The 25,448-nt window shown below is 68.2% G+C and carries 29 protein-coding genes, 1 pseudogene and 1 riboswitch; of the genes and pseudogenes, 7 read left to right on the top strand and 23 right to left on the bottom strand.

Annotated features, from left to right (window positions below):
- Positions 1–50: 50 nt before the first annotated feature.
- Positions 51–1,421 (top strand): DNA repair protein RadA, encoded by a 1,371-nt coding sequence (gene radA, locus NS4_RS29635; protein WP_063062773.1) that lies wholly within the window; start codon positions 51–53, stop codon positions 1,419–1,421.
- 6 nt (positions 1,422–1,427) lie between these two features.
- Here radA and NS4_RS29630 read toward each other — a convergent pair whose 3' ends face one another.
- Together NS4_RS29630 and NS4_RS29625 are read right to left on the bottom strand one after the other, a co-directional pair.
- Positions 1,428–2,099 carry a hypothetical protein gene (locus NS4_RS29630; RefSeq protein ID WP_063062772.1) on the bottom strand — a complete coding sequence of 224 codons (672 nt, stop codon included), beginning with the start codon at positions 2,097–2,099 and terminating at the stop codon, positions 1,428–1,430.
- Between the two features lie 76 nt (positions 2,100–2,175).
- Entirely contained in the window at positions 2,176–2,799 is a 624-nt protein-coding gene (locus NS4_RS29625; RefSeq protein WP_063062784.1) for a carbonic anhydrase, read from the bottom strand.
- Between the two features lie 167 nt (positions 2,800–2,966).
- Here NS4_RS29625 and NS4_RS29620 point away from each other — a divergent pair, with 167 nt between their 5' ends.
- Positions 2,967–3,842, top strand: coding sequence for an HhH-GPD family protein (locus NS4_RS29620; RefSeq protein WP_084487840.1), 876 nt, complete (start codon positions 2,967–2,969; stop codon positions 3,840–3,842).
- Positions 3,843–3,864: 22 nt separating this feature from the next.
- On the opposite strand, the gene NS4_RS29615 is transcribed toward NS4_RS29620, so the two are convergent.
- Entirely contained in the window at positions 3,865–4,635 is a 771-nt protein-coding gene (locus NS4_RS29615) for an alpha/beta fold hydrolase (protein ID WP_063062782.1), read from the bottom strand.
- Between the two features lie 131 nt (positions 4,636–4,766).
- Between NS4_RS29615 and mhuD the strand changes: the two genes are divergently transcribed.
- From mhuD to NS4_RS29595, 4 genes are all read left to right on the top strand, one after another.
- Complete coding sequence (mhuD, locus tag NS4_RS29610) at positions 4,767–5,081, top strand: mycobilin-forming heme oxygenase MhuD (protein ID WP_063062771.1); 315 nt, start codon at positions 4,767–4,769, stop codon at positions 5,079–5,081.
- A 69-nt stretch (positions 5,082–5,150) separates the two neighbouring features.
- Positions 5,151–5,298, top strand: a riboswitch (cobalamin riboswitch).
- A 36-nt stretch (positions 5,299–5,334) separates the two neighbouring features.
- Complete coding sequence (locus tag NS4_RS29605) at positions 5,335–5,529, top strand: CbtB domain-containing protein (RefSeq protein WP_063062770.1); 195 nt, start codon at positions 5,335–5,337, stop codon at positions 5,527–5,529.
- Positions 5,520–6,326 (top strand): CbtA family protein, encoded by an 807-nt coding sequence (locus NS4_RS29600; RefSeq protein ID WP_063062769.1) that lies wholly within the window; start codon positions 5,520–5,522, stop codon positions 6,324–6,326. The genes NS4_RS29605 and NS4_RS29600 overlap by 10 nt, the downstream gene beginning before the upstream one ends.
- A gap of 26 nt (positions 6,327–6,352) precedes the next feature.
- Positions 6,353–6,838: a hypothetical protein gene (locus NS4_RS29595; RefSeq protein ID WP_063062768.1), complete on the top strand. Its 486-nt coding sequence runs from the start codon at positions 6,353–6,355 to the stop codon at positions 6,836–6,838.
- A 46-nt stretch (positions 6,839–6,884) separates the two neighbouring features.
- Here the strand turns inward: NS4_RS29595 and NS4_RS29590 are convergent, their stop codons facing one another.
- Both NS4_RS29590 and NS4_RS29585 read right to left on the bottom strand, forming a co-directional pair.
- Positions 6,885–7,328: an OsmC family peroxiredoxin gene (locus NS4_RS29590; RefSeq protein ID WP_063062767.1), complete on the bottom strand. Its 444-nt coding sequence runs from the start codon at positions 7,326–7,328 to the stop codon at positions 6,885–6,887.
- Positions 7,329–7,383: 55 nt separating this feature from the next.
- Positions 7,384–7,836, bottom strand: a complete 453-nt coding sequence (locus NS4_RS29585) for an SRPBCC family protein (protein WP_063062766.1) — start codon at positions 7,834–7,836, stop codon at positions 7,384–7,386.
- A 185-nt stretch (positions 7,837–8,021) separates the two neighbouring features.
- Here NS4_RS29585 and NS4_RS29580 point away from each other — a divergent pair, with 185 nt between their 5' ends.
- Entirely contained in the window at positions 8,022–9,137 is a 1,116-nt protein-coding gene (locus tag NS4_RS29580) for a sensor histidine kinase (protein WP_063062765.1), read from the top strand.
- Between the two features lie 9 nt (positions 9,138–9,146).
- On the opposite strand, the gene NS4_RS29575 is transcribed toward NS4_RS29580, so the two are convergent.
- From NS4_RS29575 to NS4_RS33035, 18 genes and pseudogenes are all read right to left on the bottom strand, one after another.
- Positions 9,147–9,797 carry a vWA domain-containing protein gene (locus tag NS4_RS29575; RefSeq protein ID WP_174552158.1) on the bottom strand — a complete coding sequence of 217 codons (651 nt, stop codon included), beginning with the start codon at positions 9,795–9,797 and terminating at the stop codon, positions 9,147–9,149.
- 160 nt (positions 9,798–9,957) lie between these two features.
- Complete coding sequence (locus NS4_RS29570; RefSeq protein WP_063062764.1) at positions 9,958–12,513, bottom strand: ATP-dependent Clp protease ATP-binding subunit; 2,556 nt, start codon at positions 12,511–12,513, stop codon at positions 9,958–9,960.
- A gap of 380 nt (positions 12,514–12,893) precedes the next feature.
- Positions 12,894–13,454, bottom strand: coding sequence for an FHA domain-containing protein (locus tag NS4_RS29565; protein WP_084487839.1), 561 nt, complete (start codon positions 13,452–13,454; stop codon positions 12,894–12,896).
- 319 nt (positions 13,455–13,773) lie between these two features.
- Positions 13,774–14,133 carry a histone-like nucleoid-structuring protein Lsr2 gene (locus tag NS4_RS29560; RefSeq protein WP_030524140.1) on the bottom strand — a complete coding sequence of 120 codons (360 nt, stop codon included), beginning with the start codon at positions 14,131–14,133 and terminating at the stop codon, positions 13,774–13,776.
- A 117-nt stretch (positions 14,134–14,250) separates the two neighbouring features.
- Positions 14,251–15,717 carry a lysine--tRNA ligase gene (gene lysS / locus NS4_RS29555; protein ID WP_063062780.1) on the bottom strand — a complete coding sequence of 489 codons (1,467 nt, stop codon included), beginning with the start codon at positions 15,715–15,717 and terminating at the stop codon, positions 14,251–14,253.
- A gap of 296 nt (positions 15,718–16,013) precedes the next feature.
- Positions 16,014–16,436 carry a rhodanese-like domain-containing protein gene (locus tag NS4_RS29550; RefSeq protein WP_063062779.1) on the bottom strand — a complete coding sequence of 141 codons (423 nt, stop codon included), beginning with the start codon at positions 16,434–16,436 and terminating at the stop codon, positions 16,014–16,016.
- An 8-nt stretch (positions 16,437–16,444) separates the two neighbouring features.
- Positions 16,445–17,071 carry a cupin domain-containing protein gene (locus NS4_RS29545; RefSeq protein WP_084487837.1) on the bottom strand — a complete coding sequence of 209 codons (627 nt, stop codon included), beginning with the start codon at positions 17,069–17,071 and terminating at the stop codon, positions 16,445–16,447.
- A gap of 185 nt (positions 17,072–17,256) precedes the next feature.
- Positions 17,257–18,051, bottom strand: a complete 795-nt coding sequence (locus NS4_RS29540) for a type III pantothenate kinase (protein WP_063062762.1) — start codon at positions 18,049–18,051, stop codon at positions 17,257–17,259.
- A 17-nt stretch (positions 18,052–18,068) separates the two neighbouring features.
- Positions 18,069–18,488 carry an aspartate 1-decarboxylase gene (gene panD / locus NS4_RS29535; RefSeq protein ID WP_063062777.1) on the bottom strand — a complete coding sequence of 140 codons (420 nt, stop codon included), beginning with the start codon at positions 18,486–18,488 and terminating at the stop codon, positions 18,069–18,071.
- A gap of 136 nt (positions 18,489–18,624) precedes the next feature.
- Positions 18,625–19,590, bottom strand: a complete 966-nt coding sequence (gene panC / locus NS4_RS29530) for a pantoate--beta-alanine ligase (RefSeq protein WP_063062761.1) — start codon at positions 19,588–19,590, stop codon at positions 18,625–18,627.
- A 132-nt stretch (positions 19,591–19,722) separates the two neighbouring features.
- Positions 19,723–20,670 carry a Rossmann-like and DUF2520 domain-containing protein gene (locus tag NS4_RS29525; protein ID WP_439955821.1) on the bottom strand — a complete coding sequence of 316 codons (948 nt, stop codon included), beginning with the start codon at positions 20,668–20,670 and terminating at the stop codon, positions 19,723–19,725.
- Between the two features lie 117 nt (positions 20,671–20,787).
- Complete coding sequence (locus NS4_RS29520) at positions 20,788–21,930, bottom strand: DUF6779 domain-containing protein (protein WP_157106322.1); 1,143 nt, start codon at positions 21,928–21,930, stop codon at positions 20,788–20,790.
- A gap of 72 nt (positions 21,931–22,002) precedes the next feature.
- Positions 22,003–22,479 (bottom strand): DUF3180 domain-containing protein, encoded by a 477-nt coding sequence (locus tag NS4_RS29515; RefSeq protein ID WP_063062775.1) that lies wholly within the window; start codon positions 22,477–22,479, stop codon positions 22,003–22,005.
- Positions 22,480–22,603: 124 nt separating this feature from the next.
- The gene (gene folK / locus NS4_RS29510; protein WP_063062759.1) at positions 22,604–23,149 is read right to left on the bottom strand and encodes a 2-amino-4-hydroxy-6-hydroxymethyldihydropteridine diphosphokinase; all 546 of its coding nucleotides are present in this window, start codon (positions 23,147–23,149) and stop codon (positions 22,604–22,606) included.
- Positions 23,146–23,538: a dihydroneopterin aldolase gene (gene folB / locus NS4_RS29505; protein ID WP_063062758.1), complete on the bottom strand. Its 393-nt coding sequence runs from the start codon at positions 23,536–23,538 to the stop codon at positions 23,146–23,148. The genes folK and folB overlap by 4 nt, the downstream gene beginning before the upstream one ends.
- Positions 23,535–24,353 (bottom strand): dihydropteroate synthase, encoded by an 819-nt coding sequence (gene folP / locus NS4_RS29500; RefSeq protein ID WP_063062757.1) that lies wholly within the window; start codon positions 24,351–24,353, stop codon positions 23,535–23,537. The genes folB and folP overlap by 4 nt, the downstream gene beginning before the upstream one ends.
- A 92-nt stretch (positions 24,354–24,445) precedes the next feature.
- Positions 24,446–25,117 (bottom strand): GTP cyclohydrolase I FolE, encoded by a 672-nt coding sequence (gene folE / locus NS4_RS29495; protein WP_169811829.1) that lies wholly within the window; start codon positions 25,115–25,117, stop codon positions 24,446–24,448.
- 76 nt (positions 25,118–25,193) lie between these two features.
- Positions 25,194–25,448 (bottom strand): annotated as a pseudogene (locus NS4_RS33035) (ATP-dependent zinc metalloprotease FtsH); the annotation flags it as partial.

Below are 25,448 nucleotides of genomic sequence, written 5' to 3'. Positions count from 1 at the left end.
CGCCGCAAATAAACACTGTCGGCGCACCTGCGTAGGGTGCGGCTGTGGCAGTGACCAAGAACAAGGCCGTCTATCGGTGTTCGGAGTGCGCGCACGAGGTCGCCAAATGGGTCGGTAAGTGTCCGGGCTGCGGGTCCTGGGGGACCGTGGACGAGGCGATGCCGGCCGCGGCCGCGGCGGCGGGGCCGGGGCGTAAGGCGATGCTTCCGAGTACCGCCGCGGCGCCGATCTCCCGGATCGATTCGCAGACGACCACAGCGCGGCCCACGGGGGTTTCCGAGCTGGACCGGGTGCTGGGCGGCGGGATCGTCGCGGGGTCGGTGGTACTGCTGTCCGGCGAACCGGGGGTGGGCAAATCGACGTTGCTGCTCGAGGTGGCGCATCGCTGGGCGCGGCAGCGCGACGAGCGGGCCCTCTATGTCACCGCGGAGGAATCGGCGGGACAGGTGCGGTTGCGTGCCGACCGTACGGGTGCGGTGCACGACCGGGTGTACCTGGCCGCCGAATCCGATCTGTCGGTGGTGCTCGGACATGTCGATCAGGTGAAACCCACACTGCTGGTGGTCGATTCGGTGCAGACGATGCTGGCCGCCGATACCGACGGCGTGATCGGGGGTGTCACCCAGGTACGAGCGGTGACCGCGGCGCTGACATCGCTGGCGAAGGCCGGCGGTATCGCCGTACTGCTGGTGGGTCATGTCACCAAGGACGGCGCGGTCGCCGGGCCGCGCACGCTGGAACATCTGGTCGATGTGGTGTTGCAGTTCGAGGGTGACAAGAACACCACGTTGCGGATGGTGCGCGGAATCAAGAACCGATTCGGCAGCGCGGACGAGGTGGGCTGTTTCGAACTCCACGACGACGGAATCGCCTGTGTGACAGACCCTTCAGGACTTTTCCTGCATCATCGTACGGATTCGGTACCGGGGACGGCGGTCACCGTCGCGATGGACGGGAAACGACCGCTGGTCGGCGAGGTCCAGGGCCTCACGGTGGAAACGCAGGCTCCGGCGCCCCGGCGGGCCGTCAGCGGGCTGGACTACAACCGGGTGGCCATGGTGCTGGCGGTGCTGCAGAGCCGGTGCGGTGTCTATGTCGGCAAACAGGACGTCTACGCGGCCACCGTGGGCGGTATGCGGCTCACCGAGCCCGCCGCGGACCTCGCCGTCGCGCTCGCCATCGCCGGCGCGGCCCGCGATACGGCACTCCCACCCGGGTGGGTGATCCTCGGCGAAGTGGGGCTGGCCGGGGAGGTCCGGCGGATCACCTCGGTGACCCGCCGGCTCGCCGAGGCCGAACGACTCGGGTTCACCACCGCGGTGGTTCCGCCGGGCACCGACGGCAAGAGCACACCGATGACCCTGCACGAGGCGTCCAGCCTGCGCGGCGCGCTGCGATTGGCCGGCCTGACGAAGAAGTGACCTCGCTCAGGCGATGTTGAAGGGTTCGGGTGCGCTGCGCACCGAACCCATCTGCGCCACCACGTTGTAGGCACCGGGGGGTACCTGCACCCGCTCCCCCGCGCATTCGGGCTGCGAAGTCGCGCCCGTCCAGGTGACGGTGAACGCGGCCTGCTCACCGCGGTCGAGAGTGCGCACATCCGGATCGCCGTCGGGAAAACAGTCCGTGCTCGCCCACAGTTGCCGCCCACCGTCGAGCGAGTGCACGGATACGCGCTGCAGCCCGGATCCCATGTCCCGGGTACACGGCGCACCGGAGATATTGGTGATCACGATGCCGAAGACGGGCTCCTCACCCACCTGGTAGGTGGGCTGCCCCACCGAAACCTTGATGGCCAGTGACTGGTCGGCGCATTGACCGGAGGCCACCGGGGTGGGTTCGGCACTACGCGTGGCCGATGCCGTACCGGTCGCACGCGTGCTGTTCGCCGTGGTGGTCGACGACGAGGCCGAATCCGGGTCCGGCTCGGTTGTCTCGGAGGTCGTTACCGCCGCGGCGGCATCGGGCGCGTCACCGCCCCGGGAGACGGTGACGGCCAGCCAGATCACCACAGCGAGAGCGACCACGAGCGCGCCGATGGCGAACACACGACGCCGCCAGTAGATCTCCGGCGGTAACGGTCCTGTCGGTTCCAACACGTGTCAACGGTAAGCGCAGCGGGCGGCAGCAGTCGTCAACGGCACACCCGAAGGTGGCGCCGAGGGCCGGCCACGGTCAGACGGTCTCCCCGATATTGCCGACCACCCGGTGCAGCTTCGCCCGGCCGTCGACCAGTTTGTAGGTGACACAGGCGATCGCGCATTTACCGGCCGCCACCCGCTCGGACACGATCATCGACCGCTCCATCAGCAGGCGGCTGGTCTCCACCACGTGGCGGGCTTCGAGTTCGTCCACCGATTCGAGTCCCTCGCGGCGCCCGATCAGCATCGACGGCGTGACCTTCTCGACGATGCTGCGGACGAAACCGCCGGGCACCTCGCCGCCGTCCAGCGCGTCCAGGGTCGCTTTGACCGCACCGCAGCTGTCGTGCCCGAGTACCACGATCAGCGGTACATCCAGCACACCGACGCCGTATTCGATCGATCCCAGCACCGCCGCGTCGATGACGTGGCCCGCGGTGCGCACCACGAACATATCGCCGAGACCCTGATCGAAGATCAGTTCCGCGGCGACTCGGGAATCTCCGCATCCGAACAGCACAGCGGTCGGATGCTGGCCGGCGACGAGCTTGGCTCGATCGGCGGCTCCCTGACTAGGATGCAGCAGCGTGCCGTTCACGAAGCGCTCGTTTCCTTCGCGCAGCGACTTCCAGGCACTAACCGGGTTGGACTGAGGCATGGTGTCCATTCTGCACGATTTGATGTGCGCGTTTGCTTCTGTCCCGTTACAGCGCGGCGTCCATTCACGCCGAACCGGTGAAACTGCACGGTGAGGTGAACGGAGCGGGTCGGGTGAGCAGCGCGGAAATCGGAAATCGGGGTTCGGGCGGGCGCGGTGCCGTGCCGATCGAACCCGGCGCGATCGACTCCGACACGCTGATCGACTGGTACGCCCGCACGGCCCGGGACCTGCCCTGGCGACGGCCCGGAGTGAGCGCCTGGCAGATCCTGATGAGCGAGATCATGCTGCAGCAGACGCCGGTGTCGCGGGTGGAACCGATCTGGCGGGAATGGGTGCGGCGCTGGCCGGTGCCCTCGGCCATGGCGGCGGCGAGCGCGGGCGAGGTGCTGCGGGCATGGGGCAAACTCGGCTATCCGCGCCGCGCCCTGCGCCTGCACGAATGCGCGCAGGTCCTGGCTGCCGAGCACGGTGACCAGGTGCCCGACGATGTCGAGGTACTGCTCGGACTGCCCGGTATCGGCGCCTACACCGCGCGGGCGGTCGCCTGTTTCGCCTACGGGCAGCGAGTTCCGGTGGTGGACACCAACGTTCGCCGGGTGGTGGCCCGGGCGGTACACGGACGGGAGGCCGGTAACCCGGCCGCGCGCGATCTACGCGAGACCGAGGCGCTGCTGCCCGGCCGGATCGACCGGGCCGCGGTGTTCTCGGCGGCCCTGATGGAGCTCGGCGCGACGGTGTGCACCGCGCGAACCCCGGATTGCACCCGCTGCCCGCTGCCGCGCTGCGCGTGGGTCACGGCTGGCCGGCCGGTGGCCGAGTCGGCACGCCGGACGCAGAAGTACGAGGGCACCGATCGGCAGGCGCGGGGACGTCTGCTCGACGTGCTGCGCGCCGCGCACGCGCCGGTGGAACGTGTCCGGCTGGACCTCGCCTGGACCCGTGACCCCGGTCAGCGCGACCGCGCGCTGGATTCCCTGCTGGTGGACGGGTTGATCGAGCAGACCGACGACGGACGGTTCGCCCTGGCCGGAGAGGGCTGAAGCCCACCCGCGGCCGGAGTGCTCAGAACTCGGCGGCGTTGTCGGGCGCTGTCCGCAGGACACGGACGAGGAAACGCTGCACCTCGGCCCGGTAGCGCTCCGGCTGATCATCGTGCACCAGATGGCCGGCATCGGGCACCAGGACGTGCTCGGCGGCGGGATGCAGTTCGGCCATCCGGCGCATCTGCCCCGCCGGGGTGATGGTGTGTTCACCCTCGATCAGCAGCGTGGGCACGGTGAGCCTGCCCCACTCCTCCCAGAACGACCGGGTACCCCACTCCTGCGAGATGTCCCGGAAGGTGGCCACCTCGCCGTGCAACCGGTAACCGTCCGGGCCCCGCTGGAACGAATCGCGGAAGTAGCGACCGGCGACCGGACCGAAATGCGCCACCAGGGCGGACTCGTCCGCGAAGGGCTGCGGCCAGGCCTCGACCATCGCGGCCCAGTGAGCGGCAGTACGACCGGTGAAATCGGCCGCCATGTCCTCGACCACCAGCCCGCACACCCGGCTCGGGTGCGTGGCCGCGAACACCCAGCCGTGCAGGCCGCCCATCGAATGCCCGATCACGATCATCGGCTCGGCGATCCGCGCGGTGGCCGCGGCCAGATCGGCGACGAAGGCATCGGTGGTGAGTTCGGCCGGGGCGGGGCGCCCGTGTCCGGCGGCGTCGAAGGTGAACACCCGGCCGTGGTCGCGCAACCACCGGACCTGGTCCCGCCAGGTGCGGGCGCTGCCCATCAACCCGTGCAGCAGCAGTATCGGAACCCCGGTCCCACCTTCGTCGTGCAACACCGGGCCGAGTTTATTCACAACCCTCCACAGGGCGGGCGGCGCTACGGACCGGCCCGGCTGTCCGCGCGATCGGCCCTGCTGTGGCGTGCGGCACTGTCCCTCCCGGACTCGCGATACCTAAGCTCAGGGGTATGGCTGTTGTGAAGATCAATGCGATCGAGGTGCCCGAGGGCGCGGGCCCCGAACTCGAGAAGCGGTTCGCCCACCGCGCGCACGCGGTCGAAAACTCCCCCGGGTTCCTCGGCTTCCAATTGTTGCGGCCCACGGCCGGCGAGAATCGGTATTTCGTGGTCACCCAGTGGGATTCCGAGGAGTCCTTCGCGGCGTGGCGCGACGGCCCCGCCAAGGAGGCACATGCCGGACAGCAGAACAAGCCTGTCGCCACCGGCGCCTCGCTGCTGGAGTTCGAGGTCGTGCTCGATGTAGCGGGTAAACCCACCTCCTGATCCGTTCCACACCCTTGGCCACGCCTCCGGTCGCCGGCGGCGTGGCCAGTGATTGTCCGCGGGCATATTGACGACCGGCGACGCCGGTGTCACAGTTCGAGGTGAAAGCGGAGGTGATGCGGTAATCCGGTGAGAACCCGGAACGGTCGCGCCACTGTGATGTCCACGCCGGTACGGGTGGGCAGAGTCAGACACCCGCACCTGCGCAGAACTCGCGAACCGGACGCGACCATCCGGATGAGGAGGATCCACCATGGCCATAGCCCATGTCCCGAGTAGGGCCGCTGATACAGCGGCGACCGTGCTCGTCACCGTAGGCGTCGTTGCGCTGGCTCTGCTGACGCTCTATCTGGTCGGATTCGACCAGGGCGCCATATCGCGCGGCGGAATGTTCCTGCACGAGCTGATGCACGACGGGCGCCACTTGCTGGGTGTCCCGTGCCATTGAGCGGATCCTTCGGCGCCCTGCTGCTCCGTGGTCTGCTCGCCGGTCTGATCGCCGGTCTCCTCGCGGGGGTCGTCGGTAATTTCGTCGGCGAACCGAAGGTCGACGCTGCCATCGCCCTCGAAGAGGCCGCGGCTGCCGCACCCGAGCACGCCCATGATCCCGGCACCGGACATACCCACGGGGACACAGCGCACGCGCACGGGGACGAGGCCGTGGTGAGCAGGCCGTGGCAGAAATTCGGGCAGTTCCTGGCCGATGCGCTGGCCGGAATGGCGTTCGGGGCGATCGTCGCGACCGCGGCGCATTACGCCCGGCGGTTCACCGCGCTGCCCGGTCACCGGCTGGTTCTCGGGCTGGCTGTGGCCGGCTGGGTCGCGGTGGTGGCCGTACCGTTCTTCAAGTATCCGGCCAACCCACCGGCGGTCGGTGACCCGGAAACGATCGACGAGCGCACGCTGCTCTGGCTGGCCGCGGTGCTGCTGGGCCTGGCGGCCGTCGCGGTAGGTGTGTCCATCCGGAAAACTCTGCGGCCGCGGCCGGAGTCCCTGGGGCTCGTCGCGGGGACGGCCGGTTTCGTCCTCGTCACCACGCTCGGCTACATTCTGCTGCCCGGGGTCGACGAAGTGGGGACCGACTTCCCGGCGTCGCTGCTGTGGGAGTTCCGGGCCGCCTCGCTGGCAGTATCCACCACGCTGTGGGTGGGTCTCGGTCTGGCCTTCGCCGCGCTCACCGAGTGGAGCGCCCGCGCCGGTACCCGGGTACCGGGGGCCGCTGCTACGGCGGGTCGATCCGGATAGCGCCCGCCGCCGGACAGGCTCGGTGAATGAACGACACGCTCGCCCACCCGGACAGTCCACTCGCTCCGCGGCCCGGGGTCGTCACCGCCGCCTTCGTCGCGTTGGTGGCGGCCGTGGGTTGCGGTATCGCCGAAACCGCGGTTCGTGGCACGCTGATGCTGCGTGAGGATGCCGATATCGGCTCGCTCATCGGCGGTTGGCTGCCGCGAACGGCAATCTATCTGGTGGTCCTCGGTATCGCGTGGCGATTACTGCGGGGCGAGCGCTGGGCCAGGAATCTGCTCACCGTGGGGATAGGCGTGCTCGGCACGGCGTCACTGGTGGTGGAGCCGGTGCGGATGCTCGCGACCGCGGGTACCGGCGTGTTCACCGATATGGGTACCGCGACCGTACTTCTGGCGCTCATTCGTGCCGGCCATATCTGCGCGGTGTTCATCGCGATCCCCGCCATGTACACACCGACTGCCCGGACGTGGTTCCGGGCCGGGCACGGCGCCGGTGGGCCCGGATAGGGAGCCTTCGCGTCCCGGGCCCCGCGCGGGGCCCGGGACAGCCGTTTCAGGATTCCAGGGCGGCGTCGAGGGTGATGTCGTCCACTCCGCCCAGTGCCTTGCTCACCGGGCATCCGGCCTTGGCCGCGGCGGCCGCCGCCGCGAAACCCGCCTCGTCGAGCCCGGACACCCGGCCGCGCACCGTCAGGGCGATCCGGCTGATCCGGAACCCACCCGCCGGGTCGGGGCCCAGGGTCACCGCGGCCGAGACCTCGAGGCTCTGCGGAGTACCGCCGGCCTGGGCGATCTCGTTCGACAGCGCCATCGCGTAGCAGGACGAATGTGCCCCGGCGATCAGTTCCTCCGGGCTGGTCGTGCCGTCGGCATCATCGGCCGACCGCTTCGGGAACGACACCTCGTACTTGCCGACCCCCGAGCTGACCAGATCGACCTGGCCGGAGCCGTCCTGTAGACCACCGGTCCATGCGGTGCGCGCGGTGCGTGTGGGCATCACGATCCTTTCGAAGACGATTCGTTACGAGTCGGACTCGAACCTACTCGTACCCTCAGCTTGTCGCAGTTCGTTCGTCGAGGCGGGCCAGCACCGCGGGCCAGGCCTCCCGATGCCGGTCGCGGGCCGCTTCATCGGCAAAACCACTGTGCCGCAAACGCAACCGGATGCCGCGAGGTTGTTTCACGAACTCCACCCGCACGACTGTTTCCGCGCCCTCGGTGCCGCCGGCGCCGGTCACCCAGGTCATTTCGACGAGCCGCCCCGGTTCCAGACGGAGAAAGCGGCCATAATGCGGCCGGGAGTTCCCCTCCTCCCGGGTCTCGAAATAGAACGGTTCGTTCACCTCGGGCCGCATCCGCACCGAGGACGATTCGGCGAGCCAGATATCGAAACCCTGGGTCCATGCCAAGTAGAGGAGTTCGGGTGAAGCGGTCATCACTCGCTCCACGGTGAGTTCGTACGGCCGTGTGGACAGGTCCGGTACACGCACTTGCTGGTCGACCATCACTGGACCATACCCGCGCCGGGGCGGGTACTGCCGCAGATGCGGTGATCACGCGCCGCTACCGACCGGCCCACCCGCAACCGGTGCATTCGACATCGGAATACCATTGCGGCACCGGGAATCCGGATGTGCGCCGACGACCGAGCACAACAGGCGAATAGGGTGGTGCAGGTGGAGAGTTCGCGATGACGAGCTGGGAGATGGTCGGGCTACTGGGCTGGGTGGCGCTGGCCGCGGCGCTGTTCGAAGTGCTGCGGCACCGTCGCCTGCTCGCACAGACCCGGCATGCCCTCGACACCGCCGGACGCACGGCGGCCCGGCAGCAGCGGGAACTCGAGATCGGCACGGAACGCTTGCTGATCGCCCGGGAACTGCACGATGTGGTGGGACACAATCTCTCGCTCATCAATGTGCAGGCCGGGATGGCCCTCCAGCAGGTGGAGAACAAGTCCGCGAAGGCGGCGGGGACGGTCGCCGAGATCAAAGCCACCAGCCGCAACGCGCTCGAGGATGTGCAGGCACTGCGCCACGCGATCCAGGCGGTGGAGCCCGCGTCCGGACCACCCGCACAGCCGCCCCGCCACAACGACTCGGGCGACGCCGACGATATCGGTCCGCGCGAGCGTGCGAAGCGTTCGCGCCGAGGTGGTTTCGGCCGCCGCGACCGGCCCGGCGCCGACCGGACGCAAGCCGACGGATCAGGTGGGAGCCGCCCACCGACCGCCGCCCAAGCACCCTCCCCGGCCCCTCGCGAACCCGATCCCACCATGTCCGACCTGGACGAACTCCTGCGCAAACCCCGGCTGGCGGGGCTGACGGTGCACACCCGGGTCCTCGGGACCCCTGATTCCCTGCCCGCGGCGATCGACGACGCGGCCACCCAGATCGTCCAGGAATCCCTGGCCAATGTCGTACGCCACGCCCCGGGCTCCGAGGCCACTGTGACGGTGCGCTACACCGCCGATTCCGTGGATCTCACCGTCGACAACACCCGTCCCACGGGCAAACCCGAACACGCCGGCCCCACCCGTGGGATGGGGATCATCGCCATGCGGGAGCGCACCCACGCGCTCGGTGGCGCGTTGACCGCCGGCCCCAAACCCAGCGGCGGCTACCGGGTCGCCGCGCGGCTACCGAGCCGCCCACTGCGGATCGCGATCGACCCGGATGCGCGGCCACGGGCCCGCAACGAGCCCGGCGACAACGATTCTCACCGGTCGGCGGCACCGGTAGCGGTGACCTCCGAACCACACGGAAGCGCCGGCGCCCCGGCCGATCCGGGACCCGCCGCACCCGAGTGAACCCGCGGTTCAGCCCGGGTTCGCGTCGCGGCGCTCCTGCTCGGTGAACCCGGCCGCGCGGGCCGAGTCCGGTGCGCCCGCCGGGGCCTGTAGCCGCCGTGAATACGCCCCGGCCGCCCGGAAGACCCCGGCCACCCCCGCCGGAGCCGCCCCGTAGGTGATGGACTGCTGCGGGGCGAAACCGAGACCGCTCCCGATCTCGACCGCGTCCATATTGGCGCCGAGGAACAGGAAATCCCAGCTGTAGACGTTCTGCTGCTGTTCGATCAGGGACCGCACGGCGGCATGCGTCCATTCGCGGCTCGAATTCTCGTGCCCGTCGGTGAGGACCACCACGATCACGGTGCCGGGCCGTTCCTCCTCCGGCCTGGCGGCCAGTTCGGCACCGAGATCGGTGACCAATTTGCCGATGGCGTCGTAGAGCGCGGTGCCGCCGCGCGGCTGCAGCACCGGCGGCGGCACCTGATCGATCGGGACGTTCGAGTACACGCATTCGTACTCGGTATCGAATTGCGCGAGCGTGACCCGCACGTCCTTCTCGACCTGCCGCTGCTCCTCGAAATAGGCGGCCAGCCCACCCTCGGTATCGGATTTGATGGTCTGCATGGAGCCGGAACGGTCGAGCAGAACCGCGATCGTGGTCAGATCCGGATTCGTCATGGTGATACCCCCGATTCGTATCGAATGAACTGACCCCACCGTACGCGCGCGCATCGACCGGAATGCCCCGGCGACCAGCAGGCGGCCCTTCGCCCATACGAAAAAGGGCCTGCCCACCGGTGTGGTACCGGTGGGCAGGCCCTCTTTGCTGCGCTGTCGACTACTCGCCCGAAGCGGCTTCGGTCGAACCCTCGCCCGCGCCGGTGAGCACGACCTCGGGCTTTTTCTCGCCGTCTTCCTTGGTGAGCTTGGCCTTCGGGGTGAAGGTGAAGCGGGCGTCCTCGCCCGAGCCTTCGCCGTCCCAGCCCTCGACATCGACCTGGACGGTCTGGCCGGGCCCGATCTCGCCGAAGAGGATCTTCTCCGAGAGCTGATCCTCGATCTCGCGCTGGATGGTGCGGCGCAGCGGCCGGGCACCGAGCACGGGGTCGAAGCCACGCTTGGCCAGCAGGCCCTTGGCGTTCTCGGTGAGCGTGATCGCCATATCCTTGTTCTTCAGCTGCCGCTCGACGCGGGCGATCATCAGATCCACCATCTCCACGATCTGCTCGGTGGTGAGCTGGTGGAAGACGATCACATCGTCGATACGGTTGAGGAACTCCGGCCGGAAGTGCTTCTTCAGCTCGTCGTTGACCTTGAGCTTCATCCGCTCGTAGTTCGACCCCTCGGCATTGCTCTGCGAGAAGCCCAGCCCCACGGCCTTCGAGATGTCGGAGGTACCGAGGTTCGAGGTGAAGATCAGCACCGTGTTCTTGAAGTCCACGGTCCGGCCCTGGCCGTCGGTGAGGCGACCGTCCTCGAGCACCTGCAACAGGGTGTTGTAGATCTCCTGGTGGGCCTTTTCGATCTCGTCGAACAGCACGACCGAGAACGGCTTGCGGCGCACCTTCTCGGTGAGCTGGCCGCCCTCTTCGTAGCCGACGTACCCGGGAGGGGCACCGAACAGCCGCGAGGCGGTGAAGCGGTCGTGGAACTCGCCCATGTCGATCTGGATGAGCGCGTCGTCGTCGCCGAACAGGAAGTTCGCCAGCGCCTTGGACAGCTCGGTCTTACCGACACCGGACGGACCGGCGAAGATGAACGAGCCGGACGGACGCTTGGGATCCTTCAGACCGGCGCGGGTGCGGCGGATGGCCTTGGAGACGGCCTTGACCGCGTCCTCCTGGCCGATGATCCGCTTGTGCAGCTCGTCCTCCATGCGGAGCAGACGGGTGGTCTCCTCCTCGGTGAGCTTGAAGACGGGGATACCGGTCCAGTTGGCCAGCACCTCGGCGATCTGCTCGTCGTCGACCTCGGCCACGACATCCAGGTCACCGGAGCGCCACTGCTTCTCGCGCTCGGCCCGCTTGGCGACGAGCTGCTTCTCCTTGTCGCGCAGCCGCGCGGCCTTCTCGAAGTCCTGCGCGTCGATCGCCGATTCCTTCTCCCGGCGCGCGTCGGCGATCTTGTCGTCGAATTCGCGCAGGTCCGGCGGCGCGGTCATCCGGCGGATGCGCATCCGGGCGCCGGCCTCGTCGATCAGGTCGATCGCCTTGTCCGGCAGGAACCGGTCGTTGATGTAGCGGTCGGCCAGGGTGGCCGCGGCCACCAGGGCACCGTCGGTGATGGAGACCCGGTGGTGCGCTTCGTAGCGGTCGCGCAGGCCCTTGAGGATGTTGATGGTGTGCTCGACGGTCGGCTCGCCCACCTGCACCGGCTGGAACCGGCGCTCCAGGGCGGCGTCCTTCTCGATGTACTTGCGGTACTCGTCGAGGGTGGTGGCGCCGATGGTCTGCAGCTCACCGCGAGCGAGTTTCGGCTTCAGGATCGAGGCAGCGTCGATCGCGCCCTCGGCGGCACCCGCACCGACCAGCGTGTGCAGCTCGTCGATGAACAGGATGATGTCGCCACGGGTATTGATCTCCTTGAGCACCTTCTTCAGGCGCTCTTCGAAATCACCGCGGTAGCGGCTACCCGCCACCAGGGAACCCAGGTCGAGGGTGTAGAGCTGCTTGTCCTTCAGCGTCTCCGGGACCTCGCCGTTGACGATGGCCTGGGCCAGGCCCTCGACGACGGCCGTCTTACCGACACCGGGCTCGCCGATCAGGACCGGGTTGTTCTTGGTACGACGGCTCAACACCTGCATGACCCGCTCGATCTCCTTCGAGCGGCCGATGACGGGGTCGAGTTTGCCCTCCAGGGCCGCCTGGGTGAGATTGCGGCCGAACTGGTCGAGCACCAGCGAGGTGGACGGGGTGCCCGTCTCGCCCCGGGCGCCGGATTCCACGGGCTCCTTGCCCTGGTACCCGGACAGCAGCTGGATGACCTGCTGGCGGACCCGGTTGAGGTCGGCGCCGAGCTTGACCAGCACCTGGGCCGCGACGCCCTCGCCCTCGCGGATCAGGCCGAGCAGGATGTGCTCGGTGCCGATGTAGTTGTGGCCGAGCTGCAGCGCCTCGCGCAGGCTCAGCTCCAGCACCTTCTTGGCGCGGGGGGTGAACGGAATATGACCGGACGGGGCCTGCTGACCCTGACCGATGATCTCTTCGACCTGGCTGCGCACGCCCTCCAGCGAGATGCCGAGCGACTCCAGGGACTTGGCCGCGACACCCTCACCCTCGTGGATCAGACCCAGCAGGATGTGCTCGGTGCCGATGTAGTTGTGGTTGAGCATCCGGGCCTCTTCTTGGGCCAGGACGACGACACGCCTCGCGCGGTCGGTGAACCTCTCGAACATCGCTCCCTCACTCTCCTGCTCCGGACTCTATGGCCGGCCGACGCCGTGGTGTGTCGTGGACAACCGTCGGCTTCAGCCTGCCATGAAGGCCAGGGGTTGCGGCCCCCGCCTCCCACTCTAGTTGGCAGGGGATTACGCCGCCGCCGCTCCACCCTAATGATGTGGCCCCAACGGCAGACCTATTCACTCATAACGCCCTTACCCGCCGATTGGTTTCCCACTCCGGTTTTGCCGAGAGCGAACAGAAAGACTCCCAGAGCTGGGGAGATCCGCGTCGGCGGACCGGCGACAGCGGTACGACAGGGCCCGGAACAGGCAGTTTCCCGGCACCGGAGATCAACATCTGAACGCCCACGGCGAAACCGAAGCCGGAGAGTTCCTCAGAGATCGCGATCGGTGATGAGCCCGCTGCGCATGGCCAGCGCGGCCAGCCGGACCCGCTTCTGGTTCTGGGGCAGGTCTTCGACGCCGAACTTGGCGAACAGGGCGCGCAGATGGGTCTTGACGGCGTCCACACTCAGGAACAGTTCGTCGGCGATCTGCTGGTTCGTGGCGGGGGCGGCGAACCCGGCATCCCCTTTGAACGGGCGGCACAGCGCGACGAGCACCCCTCGCTGCGCCTCGGTCAGCGAGCGCACGGTGGGCATGCTCGCGCCGGAGGCGCGGGTGGCGTCGTCGGCGACGCCGTTGAAGTCGTGAAAGGACACCAGCGAGGTGCCCACCCGGATACGGTCGCCGGGCATCAGCCGGCGGCGGCCGTTGATGCGTTCGCCGTTGACGAACGTGCCGTTACGGGAAAGTCCGTCGTCCACGATGGTCCAATGCGCGGCGAGGTATTCGACCGCGGCATGCAACCGCGATACCTCGGCGTCCCAGCGCAGCGACAGATCGGCACCCGCGGACCGGCCGATGGTGAGCCGCTGCCGATCGGGGCTCAACATCACCTCGCGCCTACGGCCTTCGTCATCGGTGAATCGAAGGAACGAACCGACGGATCCGGACACTGCGCCGATACCTCACCTCTCCATATCGGCAGCAACTGCCGAACACTGCGGACCTCTTGCACTGCGGCGCACCGGGCCCGGCCGATCACATCTATGGTGCCGGGCAGTCGGCCGCTCGGGCAAGATGGAACGCCGCCGGGCGCAGCGGCCCCGGCGATCGACGCCGGGGCCAGCGGTAATTCCAAATAGCTATCGAGAAGACCGGCCGTCGGCGTGTTCTGTGAATAACCCGCACGCGCGACGGTTGAAAGAAGAACTATCCCTTCGCGGCCTTGTTGTACGCGTCGGTGATATCGGCGGAGATGCGGCCACGCGCGGAAACCTTGTGACCATTCCGGCGCGCCCACTCGCGAATAGCCGCGCTTTGTTCGCGATCCATGGTGGCGCGTGCCTTGGTGTTCCCGGAAGCCGCGACAGCGGCCTTCACCCGACGCCGGCCGCTCACCCGGCGGGCACTGGTCACCCACTGCTCCAACTCGTCCCGAAGCTTCGCCGCATTCGTCGACGACAGGTCGATCTCGTACGACACCCCATCGATTGCGAACTCGATGGTCTCGTCCGCGATGGACTCACCGTCGACATCGTCGATCAGGCTAACGGTGACCTTCTTTGCCATGAGATGAACGTCCTCTCGAAATCGTGCGGCCCGCAAAAACAGGCCGATTACCCGAGGCAAGAATACCTCGAATTCGGAAAATTCCAAGACGAGCGGCCTGCTATGCAAACCGTTCGCTCAACGGCCGACCGGCCGCACTATTGGGAACAGTATCGTTTCCCGGATTCCCAATCCGGTGAGCGCCATCAACAACCTATCGATTCCCATACCGGTTCCGGTCGTCGGCGGCATGCCATGTTCCATCGCGGCCAGGAAGTCTTCGTCGAGCACCATTGCCTCGTCGTCACCGGCCGCGGCCAGGCGCGCCTGATCGACGAACCGCTCGCGCTGGATCACCGGATCCACCAACTCCGAATAGCCGGTGGCCAACTCGAAGCCGCGGACATACAGATCCCACTTCTCGGTAACACCGGCCCGCGACCGGTGCTGCCTGGTCAGCGGGGACGTCTCCACCGGGAAATCACGGACGAAAGTCGGCACGTACAGCTCGTCGGCGTAGCAGTGCTCCCAGAGTTCCTCCACCAGTTTGCCGTGGCCGTAGCCCTTACCCTCGGGAATTTCCAGACCGACCCGATCGGCGAGCTCCATCAATTCCGGAACAGTTGTTTCCGGAGTGACCTCCACCCCCGTCGACTCCGACAACGACGGATACATCTCGACCGTTGTCCACTCACCGCTCAAGTCGTATTCCGAACCGTCGGCGAGGGTGACGACCTGCGTTCCCAGTGCTTCCTGCGCGACTTCCTGGATCAATTCCCGGATCATGCGCGCGGAGTCGTCGTAGGTTCCGTACGCCTGATAAGTTTCGAGCATCGCGAACTCGGGTGAATGGGTGGAATCGGCACCTTCGTTACGGAAGTTACGATTGATCTCGAAGACCCGCTCGATTCCGCCGACCACGCAGCGCTTCAGAAACAACTCCGGAGCAATGCGCAGGTAGAGATCCATATCGAGCGCATTGGAGTGGGTGCGGAAGGGTCGTGCGGCAGCGCCTCCGTGCAGCGTCTGCAGCATCGGCGTCTCGACTTCGAGGAAATCCCGCCGTTCCAGAGCATTGCGCAGCGCGCGCACCACGGCCACCCGGGTCCGGGCCGTCCGGCGGGCCTCCGGACGCACGATCAGATCGACATAGCGCTGCCGGACCCGCGCCTCCTCACCCATCTCCTTATGCGCTACCGGGAGCGGGCGCAGCGCCTTCGCGGCCATGGACCAGGAATCGGCCATGACACTCAATTCACCCGTACGCGACGAGATGACCTCACCGTGCACGAAAACCATATCGCCGAGATCCACATCGGCCTTCCACGCCGCCAGCGCGTCCGCTCCGACACCGTTCAGGCTCACCATGGCCTGCAATGTCGTGCCGTCGCCCTCCTGTAGCTGAGCGAAGCACAATTTGCCGGTATTCCGCATGAAGATGACCCGGCCGGCCACCCCGACGAGCCGGCCTGTCGCGGTATCGGCCGCGAGATCCGGATAGGCGGCGCGGATTTCGGCCAGGCTATGGGTGCGCGGCACCGAAACGGGATAGGCCTCCCCGCCCGACTCGAGCAGCCGCTCCCGCTTCTCCCGGCGGATCCGCATCTGCTCGGGGACGTCGTCGACCTCCACGGAGCGGCTGGATCGCCCCGCGGGAACAGTGCCCGCGGAGCCGCCGGATGACGAGATGTTCGGGTTGCTCACAGCGAACCACCCTAGCGTGCACCGCAAATCGATTCGTCATCCGCCCGGCCCAACCGTGCGATAAGGAATCGCTTGCGGAAGGCACGGCAGGGCGTTCCGGGAGAAATAGACCATTTGGTTGCTTAGAATTCTCCCGGGCGCCCGCTGCACGGCGGAAATGTATTGTCGTCCGGCCGCATTCGGCCGAGGACAACAATTCAGAGAACGGCGAGCGAACGAACTTCCCTGGTGAAGTGCGCGGCACCGGTGGCCACCGATCGCATACCGGCGGCTTCCAGCGCCTTGTACCCGCCGACCAGATCGGTCGCGCGATGCAGCCCCAATTGGCGCAACGACGCCGCAGCGAGGCTGGAGGTGTATCCCTCCGAGCACACCACCACCCACTCGACATCGTGATCGGTGGCCAGCGCCAGGCGCGCCGAGCTGCTGGGATCGAGCCGCCACTCGAGCACATTCCGTTCGATGACCAGGGCTCCGGGCAATGCGCCTTCCCTGGCCCGCTGCGCCGCGGGCCGGATATCCACCAGAAGCGCCCCGCGGGCGAGTGCGGCGGGCAGCTCTACGGGATGAATCCGCCGCAACTGCGCGCGGGCCTGGTCGAGCATCTGATCGATGGTCAGTCGCGACATCAGAGGTCACCTTCGGGCTGGTCGGTGAGAACGGTGTGGGTACGCCGCAGGCTGCCGTGTCCGGTCACCTCGTAATAGGACATGGCAGTCAGCGGCGGCGAGTAGGCGTGCACACTCAAGGTCGGGTCCAGCGGTCCTGTACCGGACGGTCCCGATACCGCGATCCGGTCGGGGGCGCGCACGACATCGTGCACCCAGCCGATCGGAAAGGCGGCCTGATCGCCGGCGGACAGCACCCGGTGACGCAGTTCGGTACCGTTCCAGCGATATTCGGCCAATGCCCCGCTGAGCACGGTGAGCGCCCCGAGCGAACCGGCGTGATCGTGCAATTTCGTGGATCTGTCCGGGGTCCAGCTGATAAGCCAGACGTCGACTTCGTCGTCGGCGACCAGCCGGGTGGCCCACCGATCGACCGCCGGCCACCGACCGTCCGCGGGAAGCAGATGGTCGTACCGTCCGGCGAGCACATCCTCACCGGTTTCGTCGGTCAGGCGGAGCAGGTCCGCCGGGCGCAGCCGCGTCGGCAGAGCCGGGGCGATCGGACGATCGGGAATCGGATTCGCGGCCGCAGCGGAACTGTCACGGGCCGGTCGGCGCGTTACGGACGAGAGGACAGGCGAATGCATGAACGCATCTCCAGGAGGTAAAGAAACGGTCGAGGACTGCAGAATGCCTCGAACGGTCGAGGCGAATCAGCCTCGACAACACTCCTGGGTACGCATGCGGTTCAGCACAGGGTGAGCTTAGCAAGCCGCCGGCGGCTCGGCCATATTCGGATCAGCGGAATACATCACAGCCTCGGGCCGTGGCATCAGCCGCGAGTGCGGCGCTGATTACGTGCGAAGACCAGCTCCAGACCCGTGATCGTCAGATGCGGCTCATGGTGCTCGATCGTCTCGGATTCATCGATGATCAGCGGAGCCGCCGCACCGGTGGCCACCACCGCCACCCCGTTATCGGCGAAACCGTCGATAACGTCGCGGATGCGATCGACCAGCCCGTCCACCAGGCCGGCGAAACCGAAGATCGCACCGGACTGAATGCATTCGACACTGTTCTTACCCACCACCGACCGGGGCCTGCTCAACTCCACCCGGCGCAACGCGGTCCGCTCGGTCAGCGCCTCGGTCGCGGTCTCCACCCCCGGTGCGATGACACCGCCGAGAAACTCCCCCTTCGCCGATACGAGATCGACACAGATCGATACACCGAAATCGACGACGATCGCGGCGCCACCGAACTGATGATGGGCGGCGAGGCTGTTCACGATCCGGTCCGCGCCGACCTCTTTGGGATTGTCCACCAGCAACGGAATACCGGTACGGACGCCGGGCTCCACCAGCACATGCGGCACATGTTGCCAGTAGCGATCGAGCATGAACCGCAGTTCACGCAGGACCGGCGGCACCGTCGACAAACCGGCCACGCCGGTCACCGCGTCGAGATCCGGGCCCACCAGCCCCCGCAGACTCATCGCGAACTCGTCGGCGGTGTGCAGCGGGTTCGTATGGATCCGCCAATGCCGGACCAATTCGGCCTGCGATCCGGAGCCCGCGGTCAGCCCCACGACCGTGCTGGTCGTCCGGACGTCGATCGTCAGCAGCATGCGGTCACCGCCGCCGTTCAGGCGAAGGTCAGGTTGCGCGGGCTGATCAGATCCGAGCCCTCCGGCGCGTGGGCCGGATCCGACCCCAGCTCGACCGGTCGGTTGCGGTCATCGACGAATACGACCTTCGGGTCGTACTCGCGCAACTCGGCCTCGTCCATCATGCCGTAGGCGATCAAGATCACCAGGTCACCCGGATTGACCAGATGAGCCGCGGCACCGTTGATACCGATCACCCCGGACCCGCGCTCACCCGCGATCACATAGGTCTCGAGACGGGCTCCGTTATCGATGTCGACGATGCAGACCTGCTCGCCCTCGAGCAGATCGGCCGCATCGAGAAGATCCTGATCGATGGTCACCGACCCGACATAGTGCAGATCGGCATGGGTCACGGTGGCCCGGTGGATTTTCGACTTCATCATGGTGCGCAACATCATCGTCGCCTTTCTGTGCTTGTTTGCCCCGCCTCCGGCGGGGCGGGTCGGGGCCCGACCATGGATGCCGACCGTCGGGAGTAGACGACAGGTAGGTACGGACGTGCGCCCTCACCGGCCCGGGCGGACAGCGGAGTCACTGTGCTCTCGTCCCGTGCGGGCTGCTCGGCACGGGCTGCCGAGGTTGTGGGGTCACGAGGTCGGCGTCGGGGTGGCCGTCGAGCCGGGCTCCCAGTTGGACGGGGGCGTTGTCGATCAGCCGGGTGGTGCCGACGCGGGCCGCGATCAGCAGCCGGGCGTTGCCGGACTCCGGGGCGGGGCCCAGATCGGCGGCGCGTAGTTCGAGGTAATCGAGCTCGACCTGCGGAGCAGCGGCCAGAACCGCGTGCGCGGCCTTCAGTACGGCGTCCGCGCCCGCCGCCCCGGACCGCGCGCCGGCCAGTAGCGCGGCGGACAGCGTGGTCGCGAGTTCGCGCTGGGCGGGATCGAGGTAGCGGTTGCGTGAGGAGAGCGCCAGGCCGTCGGATTCGCGCACGGTCGGCACCGCCACGATCTTCACGTCGAAGTTCAGGTCGCGGATCATCTGGCGGATCAGCGTGAGCTGCTGGTAGTCCTTCTCCCCGAAGAACGCCTCGTGCGGGCGCACGATCTGCAGCAGTTTGGCCACCACGGTGAGCATCCCGGCGAAATGGGTCGGCCGGGAGGCGCCCTCGAGGTCGGCGCCGACCGGGCCGGGCTGCACGGTCGTCCGCGGACCCTCGGGATACATATCCGCCGCACTCGGCGCGAAGACCAGGGCCACTCCCTCGCCCCGTAGCAACTCCACGTCGGCGTCGAGGGTGCGGGGGTAGCTGTCGAGATCCTCACCGGCGCCGAACTGCAGCGGGTTGACGAATACGGACACCACCACGATCTGGTTGGTCCGCTTGGCGCGGCGCACCAGTTCGAGATGACCTTCGTGCAGGGCGCCCATGGTGGGCACCAGGCCGATGGTGCGCCCGGTGCCGCGCAGTGCGCGCACGATTTTGCCGAGCACGGCCGGATCGTGCTGCACGGTGAGCTCGCCGGCGCGATAGGCACCGCGCAGGGTCGAGTCCGTCATATAGCCTCCTTCGAAGCCGGTACCTGCGATTCACGGAGACCGCAGCAAAGCCGGAGGTACCGCATCACGCGGCCTCCCTCGAAACCGATGATTGCCGGCGGCGGAGGCCGAAACGAAGGCGAAGATATCGCCTCATCGGTGGTCCTTCAGCAGTTCGCGTAGCTCCGCAGGTGCTTGCGCCCGTTCGGCGGTGCGCCGCGAAAGGGCCCGGTACCCGGCGGCGATCTCGGGATCGGCTGCCGCGAGAGCCTCCAGGTGCGCGGCGACGGCAGCGGTGTCGCCGCGGGCCACCGGACCGGTGAGCGCGGCCTGACCGCGCCGCAGCGCGTTGTCCAGCGCGGCGGAGGCCAGCGGGGCGAGCAGGCGTTCCGGCAAGCCGCCCGGCTGGTCGTCGACTGTCTGCTGCCCCAGCAGACCGGGGCCGGCCAGCGCCTGGCGCAGCGCCTCGACCGCGTCCAGTACCAGCGTGACCAGATGGTTGCTGCCGTGCGCGAGCGCGGCGTGATAGAGCGTGCGGTGTTCCTCGGCCACCCGGACCGGTTCGCCGCCCATCTCGATCACCAGTGACTGGGCGATGGCATAGCCGATCTCATCGGCGGCGGTGATCCCGAAACAGGCGTTGGCGAGGCGGGACAGGTCTTCGTCGTGGCCGGTGAAGGTCATCGCGGGATGCACGGCCAGCGGGCGCGCACCGGCTTCCCGTAGCGGAGCGAGTACACCGATACCGTTGGCTCCGGAGGTGTGGGCCACGATCGTGCCGGGACGTACCTTGCCCGAACCGGCCAGGCCGCGGACCAGACCGGTCAGCTCGGCGTCCGGGACGGCCAGAATCAGCAGCTCGCTGCGGGCCGCGACCTCCTCGACCGGGAGGATCTGCGAATCGGGCAGCCGGGACTGCGCCCGGCGCACCGAAGCGTCGGAAATCGCGGCGACGCCGAACACCACATGTCCGGCGCGCTCGAGCGCGGCGCCGAGGGCTGATCCCACACGTCCCGCCGAGACGATGCCTACCGTCAGTCGTGCGGGCGCCGGATCACCACTCGCGGCCGGATTGCCAGGAGTCACGCGTGGCGAGGTCAACAGTGTCCTCTCGAAGTCGTTCCAGTCCCGCACTGCGGGTACCGGACGGTACGAGTCGAGGATAGGGCCGGCTCCGGCCGATGCGCCATGGGCGCCCCGGGTGATATATGCCGCACTTCAGGAGCTGCGCTGCTCTTCTTCCTGGCGCAGGTTGGCCATGATCTCGGCAACCGACAGCCGCCGGTTCCCGGCGGCATCGGACCGGGTGCGGCGGCGCCGGGAGTTCGCCGAACGGGGAAACAGCGCGCCCGCCGCGGTCGCGGCCGGTTCGCGGCCATCGCCGTCGACCGACGTGCCTTCCACTACCTTCTCGGCCGATCCGGCGGCCACTGCGGTCGAGGGCACGGCGGCCACCGGCGGACGGGAGTCGGGGGCCTCGCTGTCCGGCGCGGGCGGACCGTGGAAGGGTTCGTCGCGCAGCGACGGCTCGTGGCGATCGTCGCCGGCATCCGGTTCGTCGTACACCTCGGTGAAGGCATCCGCCCAGCTCGGCACAGAGATATCGGAGGTAGGCGGCCCGTAGGGCGGATCTTCGTCGAGCCGGACGATCGCCGTTTCCGCGGTGACCGGCGCGTCGTCGGGGCTCGCGAACTGCGGCCGGTCCGGATGGTCGGTTTCGTAGACCGGGGTCAGCGCATTGCGTTCACCGGTGCCGGTCGACGGTTCGGCGGCCCGGGCTTCCGTTCCGACCCAGCCGTCGGCGGCAGCCGACCAGCTCGCCGCGACATTCGCCCAGGCATCCACGGCCCGCCGCTCGCCTTCGTCAGGCCCCTGCCAACCGGGGGCGAGCCCCGGCCGATCCTCGGCGCCGGGCAGCTCCTGGATCCGGAAGGCAGACGCGCGCAGCGCGGGCCGCTCCGGCGGCAGGTCTCCGTCGAAGAGCCGCTCCAGCTGCCGCCGCAGCACCGTCAGTTCGGCGCGCAACGCCGCCATCTCCGTCGCGTCGGCGCCCAGTTCCGAACGCACCCGGGATTCGACCCCGAGTTCGTATTCGCGGCGGGCGCTGATCTCGCGCTCGAGTTCCAGTTCGTAGATACGGCGCAGATCACGCATTTTCGCCTGGTACCGGCCGACCGCCCAGGCGCCCAGTACCGCTGCCCACAGCGCGACCACCAATCCCACCCGGATGAATTGCAGGCTGTCGCTCAAAACGAGGAATACGCTGGCCACCAGACCCAGTAGGACGAGTGCACCGAGGAAGAGCTTGCCCACATCTTCCCGGCCGCGCGCGGAAGTACTACTGCGGGACGGTGAAACCATGACCGCAAGGGTAGCCGCGATATTCGTCGTCGCCCATGCCGGAAAGGGCGGGATCGATCACGGTGATCGGGCCTACGACGGCGCCGGATCGTCGGTCGGATCATCGGGGGCCCGGCAGCAGTATTCGAGCCACAGAGCGGCCACAGCCAAGGCGATACCGGCACCGCAGCCGATGAGCGCGCCCGGATAGTCCGCGTCGGCGGCCCGCAGATCACCGCGCTGCGGGAAGATCCACAGCAGGAACCCGAGCCACACTCCGGCCACCAGCGATCCCACCTGAGCCGAGGCCTTCGCCAGCGCGAGTGCCCGGGCGACGGTGATCGGGTGCAGCTGGCGTGAATCGGCGCCGATCTGGCTGTTGCTCACGCGGGTCCGGATGTAGAAGCCCAGGGCGCCCTCCAGAATCGCGACCGGATACAGCGAAGCGCCGGCGATGGTGGAGATCGGCGGGAAATTCGCGTAGGTCAGCCGCGTGGCCACCCATGCGATCACCGCCGCGATCAATACGTTGGCCAGCAATTCCCGGATGCGGGTGGGTTCGAGCTTCATCCCGCCACCGCCGCCGCCCCGGCCACCACCGGCGTTCATTTCACCGCCCCCACCGGTCACCGGACCTCCTCCGAAGCGGGTACATGCGGTCCGCGGATGCCGCAGCGTTGGCGGAGGTATCGCATCACCGAACCTCCCTGGAAGCGGAGAGAAGCGTGAATTCCGTGCGCCGCACACCGTCGCGTTCGGCGGGGTCCAGCTCCGCCAGTAGTTCGCGCACGCTGCGTTCGGTCCCGTCGACGGACAAGGACGCGTCGGGCTCCACATCGAGCCAGGGAATCAGAACGAACGCGCGATGATGCGCCTGCGGGTGCGGCAGGGTGAGTTCGGGATCGGCACTGCGCAGGGCACGTAGACGACTGCCCGCCTGCTCGGCGCAGGAGACGATGTCCACGTCCAGGGTCCGGGCGCCCCAGCGTACCGCCCGCTCACGCCCCGCGGCCTGCTCCAACCGCTGTCCGTGCCGGAGCCAGGCACGACAGTCGTAGTCCGGATCCTCGGCCACCAATACGGCATTGAGGAAATCGTCCTGTTCCACCCCGCCCCATGGCGCGGTGGTGTACACCGGTGATACGGCGCGAACCCGGGCACCGAACCCGGTGACGACACTGCGCAGCAGTTCGAGTCGATCCCCCATATTCGAACCGATCGAGAGCACGGCGCGGGTCACGGGGACTCCTGCCCCCGGCGACCCGCGGTGACCACCCGCACATCGGCGAAGTTGTGCGGGATGGGCGCGGCCGGTTTGTGCAGCACCACCTCGACCTCGGCGACACCGGGCACTTCGCGTACCCGCTCGGCGATCTCGGTGGCGACGGTTTCGATCAGATTCCGGGGCGGGCCCGCCACGATCCGCACGGCCAGCTCCGCGAGGGCGCCGTAGTCGACGGTGTGCGTGAGATCGTCCGTGGCAGCGGCGGCGCCGAAATCCGACCAGACCGTGAGGTCCACCACGAATTCCTGCCCGTCGCGGCGTTCGTGCTCGAAAACTCCGTGCCGGCCGAAAACCCGCAACCCCCGCAGCTCGATCCGGTCCGGGCCGGGTATCGGTGCGTTCACCGCGAGCTTCCCGGCCGCTGCGCGCGCCGCCAGGCGTCGGTCACAGCGAGGGCATCCTGTGAACCGCGCACATCGTGGACCCGGACACCCCAGGCGCCGTGCCAGGCCGCGAGCGCGGAAACAGTGGCGGTGGCGGTCTCCCGCCCGGCGGGCGGGCGCGGGGCGTCACCGTCGGCGAGCAACGACCCCAGGAATCGTTTGCGCGAAGCCCCGATCAGCACCGGGAAACCGTCGGCGACGAACCGGTCCAGGGCTCCCAGCAGCGCCCAGTTGTGCTCGGCGGTCTTCGCGAATCCGAGGCCGGGATCCAGGATGATCCGGGCGGGATCGACACCCGCGTCGATCGCGTGCCGTACCTGCACCCCCAGCTCGGAACGGACTTCGGCCACCACATCGTCGTAGTGGTCGGCCGGTCCGGTGTGCCGGTAGTCCGACGCGGCCCGCCAGTGCATGAGGATCCACGGGATATCGGCGGCGGCCACGACCGCGGCCATCGCCGGGTCGGCGCGCCCGCCGGAGACATCGTTGATCACCGTCACCCCGGCCGCGACGGCTGCTTCGGCAACCCGGGCCCGCATGGTGTCCACGCTGGTCGGTATCCCGGCCGCGATCAGCCCGCGCAGCACCGGAACCACCCGATCGATCTCGGTCTCCGTCTCGACCCGCACCGCGCCGGGCCGGGTCGACTCACCGCCGACATCGATGATGTCGGCGCCCAATTCGTAGAGCCGGATACCGTGCTCGATCGCCCGCTGCGGATCCAGGTAGCGGCCGCCGTCGGAGAAGGAATCGCTGGTCACGTTGACCACACCCATCACGACGCAGGAGCGGCCCGGGCGTGGCTCCACTCCGGGACGCGGCCGCACCCCGGTGAGAGTCGGTGCGGCGACAGCCGTTCGTTGCTCGCTCACTTGCGCAGGATCAAGTCGAGGGCCTCCGAGCGGGAGGCCGAACTGGTCTGCAGGATCCCGCGGACGGCCGAGGTGGTGGTGCTGGCGCCCGGTTTCCGGATGCCGCGCATGGCCATGCACAGATGTTCGGCCTCCACGACCACGATCGCGCCGCGCGGATCCAGTTTCCGCATGACCGCGTCGGCGATCTGGCTGGTCAGGCGTTCCTGCACCTGCGGACGCTTGGCATAGAGGTCGACCAGCCGCGCCAGTTTGGACAGTCCGGTGACCCGGCCGTGCGGACCCGGGATATATCCCACATGGGCGACGCCGTGGAACGACACCAGGTGATGTTCGCAGGTCGAGTACATCGGGATATCCCGCACCAGGACGAGTTCCTGATGCTCTTCGTCGAAGGTGGTGTTGAGGACCGCGTCCGGTTCCACGTACAGCCCCGCGAACATCTCCTGATAGGCGCGGGCCACCCGGGCGGGAGTGTCGAGCAGCCCCGGCCGGTCCGGGTTCTCGCCGACCGCGAGGAGCAGCTCGCGCACCGCCGCCTCGGCTCGCGGCCGATCGAAGCGTCTACCGGTCTGCAGCGCGACCAGTTCCGCGGCGGCCTCGCCGCCTTCTCCCAGCTCGGCGGGGATTTGGGGCGTGTAGCCGTTGGTCTGCTGATCGGTCGACATTCGAGGACACCTCCACATCTCGGGCCCGGCAGTACGCACCGGGCGCCGAACCCCTCCGAGCGTAATCGGCGCCGGTTTACTGCCGACCGTTCGGGCTGTCCCAGGAGTGCGGGCCACCACGGCCGGAGTCCTCACCGGAGCCGTAACCGGATTCATCGGGCCCACGGTCGTGCCCGGGGCTCTGGTCGGGATGCGAGTACCGGGGCTGGTCCTGCCCGCCACCGTAGCCGCGGTCGGCAGGCGGGGCCTGCGGTTCCTCGCGCGGAGGCCACCCGGGCGCCGACCATCCGGCGGGGGCGCCGTAGTCCGGCCGGGAGCCTTGCGTGGCACC

The sequence above is a fragment of the Nocardia sienata NBRC 100364 genome (genome assembly GCF_001613205.1).
In the GTDB taxonomy this organism is placed as follows: domain Bacteria; phylum Actinomycetota; class Actinomycetes; order Mycobacteriales; family Mycobacteriaceae; genus Nocardia; species Nocardia sienata.
The sequence above is the reverse complement of the archived record's forward strand: the minus strand, read 5'-3'. Positions and strand labels throughout refer to the sequence as shown.

Coding starts and splice junctions, on each gene's coding strand:
- NS4_RS29580 (WP_063062765.1), top strand. CDS start 8,022: ATGACGAGCTGGGAGATGGTCGGGCTACTGGGCTGGGTGGCGCTGGCC.
- NS4_RS29565 (WP_084487839.1), bottom strand. CDS start 13,454: ATGTTGAGCCCCGATCGGCAGCGGCTCACCATCGGCCGGTCCGCGGGT.
- folE (WP_169811829.1), bottom strand. CDS start 25,117: ATGTCGACCGATCAGCAGACCAACGGCTACACGCCCCAAATCCCCGCC.
- NS4_RS29590 (WP_063062767.1), bottom strand. CDS start 7,328: ATGCCCACACGCACCGCGCGCACCGCATGGACCGGTGGTCTACAGGAC.
- NS4_RS29605 (WP_063062770.1), top strand. CDS start 5,335: ATGGCCATAGCCCATGTCCCGAGTAGGGCCGCTGATACAGCGGCGACC.
- NS4_RS29625 (WP_063062784.1), bottom strand. CDS start 2,799: ATGCCTCAGTCCAACCCGGTTAGTGCCTGGAAGTCGCTGCGCGAAGGA.
- NS4_RS29585 (WP_063062766.1), bottom strand. CDS start 7,836: ATGGTCGACCAGCAAGTGCGTGTACCGGACCTGTCCACACGGCCGTAC.
- NS4_RS29595 (WP_063062768.1), top strand. CDS start 6,353: ATGAACGACACGCTCGCCCACCCGGACAGTCCACTCGCTCCGCGGCCC.
- NS4_RS29575 (WP_174552158.1), bottom strand. CDS start 9,797: ATGACGAATCCGGATCTGACCACGATCGCGGTTCTGCTCGACCGTTCC.
- panD (WP_063062777.1), bottom strand. CDS start 18,488: ATGTTGCGCACCATGATGAAGTCGAAAATCCACCGGGCCACCGTGACC.
- mhuD (WP_063062771.1), top strand. CDS start 4,767: ATGGCTGTTGTGAAGATCAATGCGATCGAGGTGCCCGAGGGCGCGGGC.
- folP (WP_063062757.1), bottom strand. CDS start 24,353: ATGGGTGTGGTCAACGTGACCAGCGATTCCTTCTCCGACGGCGGCCGC.
- NS4_RS29520 (WP_157106322.1), bottom strand. CDS start 21,930: ATGGTTTCACCGTCCCGCAGTAGTACTTCCGCGCGCGGCCGGGAAGAT.
- NS4_RS29515 (WP_063062775.1), bottom strand. CDS start 22,479: ATGAAGCTCGAACCCACCCGCATCCGGGAATTGCTGGCCAACGTATTG.
- NS4_RS29540 (WP_063062762.1), bottom strand. CDS start 18,051: ATGCTGCTGACGATCGACGTCCGGACGACCAGCACGGTCGTGGGGCTG.
- lysS (WP_063062780.1), bottom strand. CDS start 15,717: ATGCGGATCCGCCGGGAGAAGCGGGAGCGGCTGCTCGAGTCGGGCGGG.
- NS4_RS29560 (WP_030524140.1), bottom strand. CDS start 14,133: ATGGCAAAGAAGGTCACCGTTAGCCTGATCGACGATGTCGACGGTGAG.
- panC (WP_063062761.1), bottom strand. CDS start 19,590: ATGACGGACTCGACCCTGCGCGGTGCCTATCGCGCCGGCGAGCTCACC.
- NS4_RS29545 (WP_084487837.1), bottom strand. CDS start 17,071: ATGCATTCGCCTGTCCTCTCGTCCGTAACGCGCCGACCGGCCCGTGAC.
- NS4_RS29570 (WP_063062764.1), bottom strand. CDS start 12,513: ATGTTCGAGAGGTTCACCGACCGCGCGAGGCGTGTCGTCGTCCTGGCC.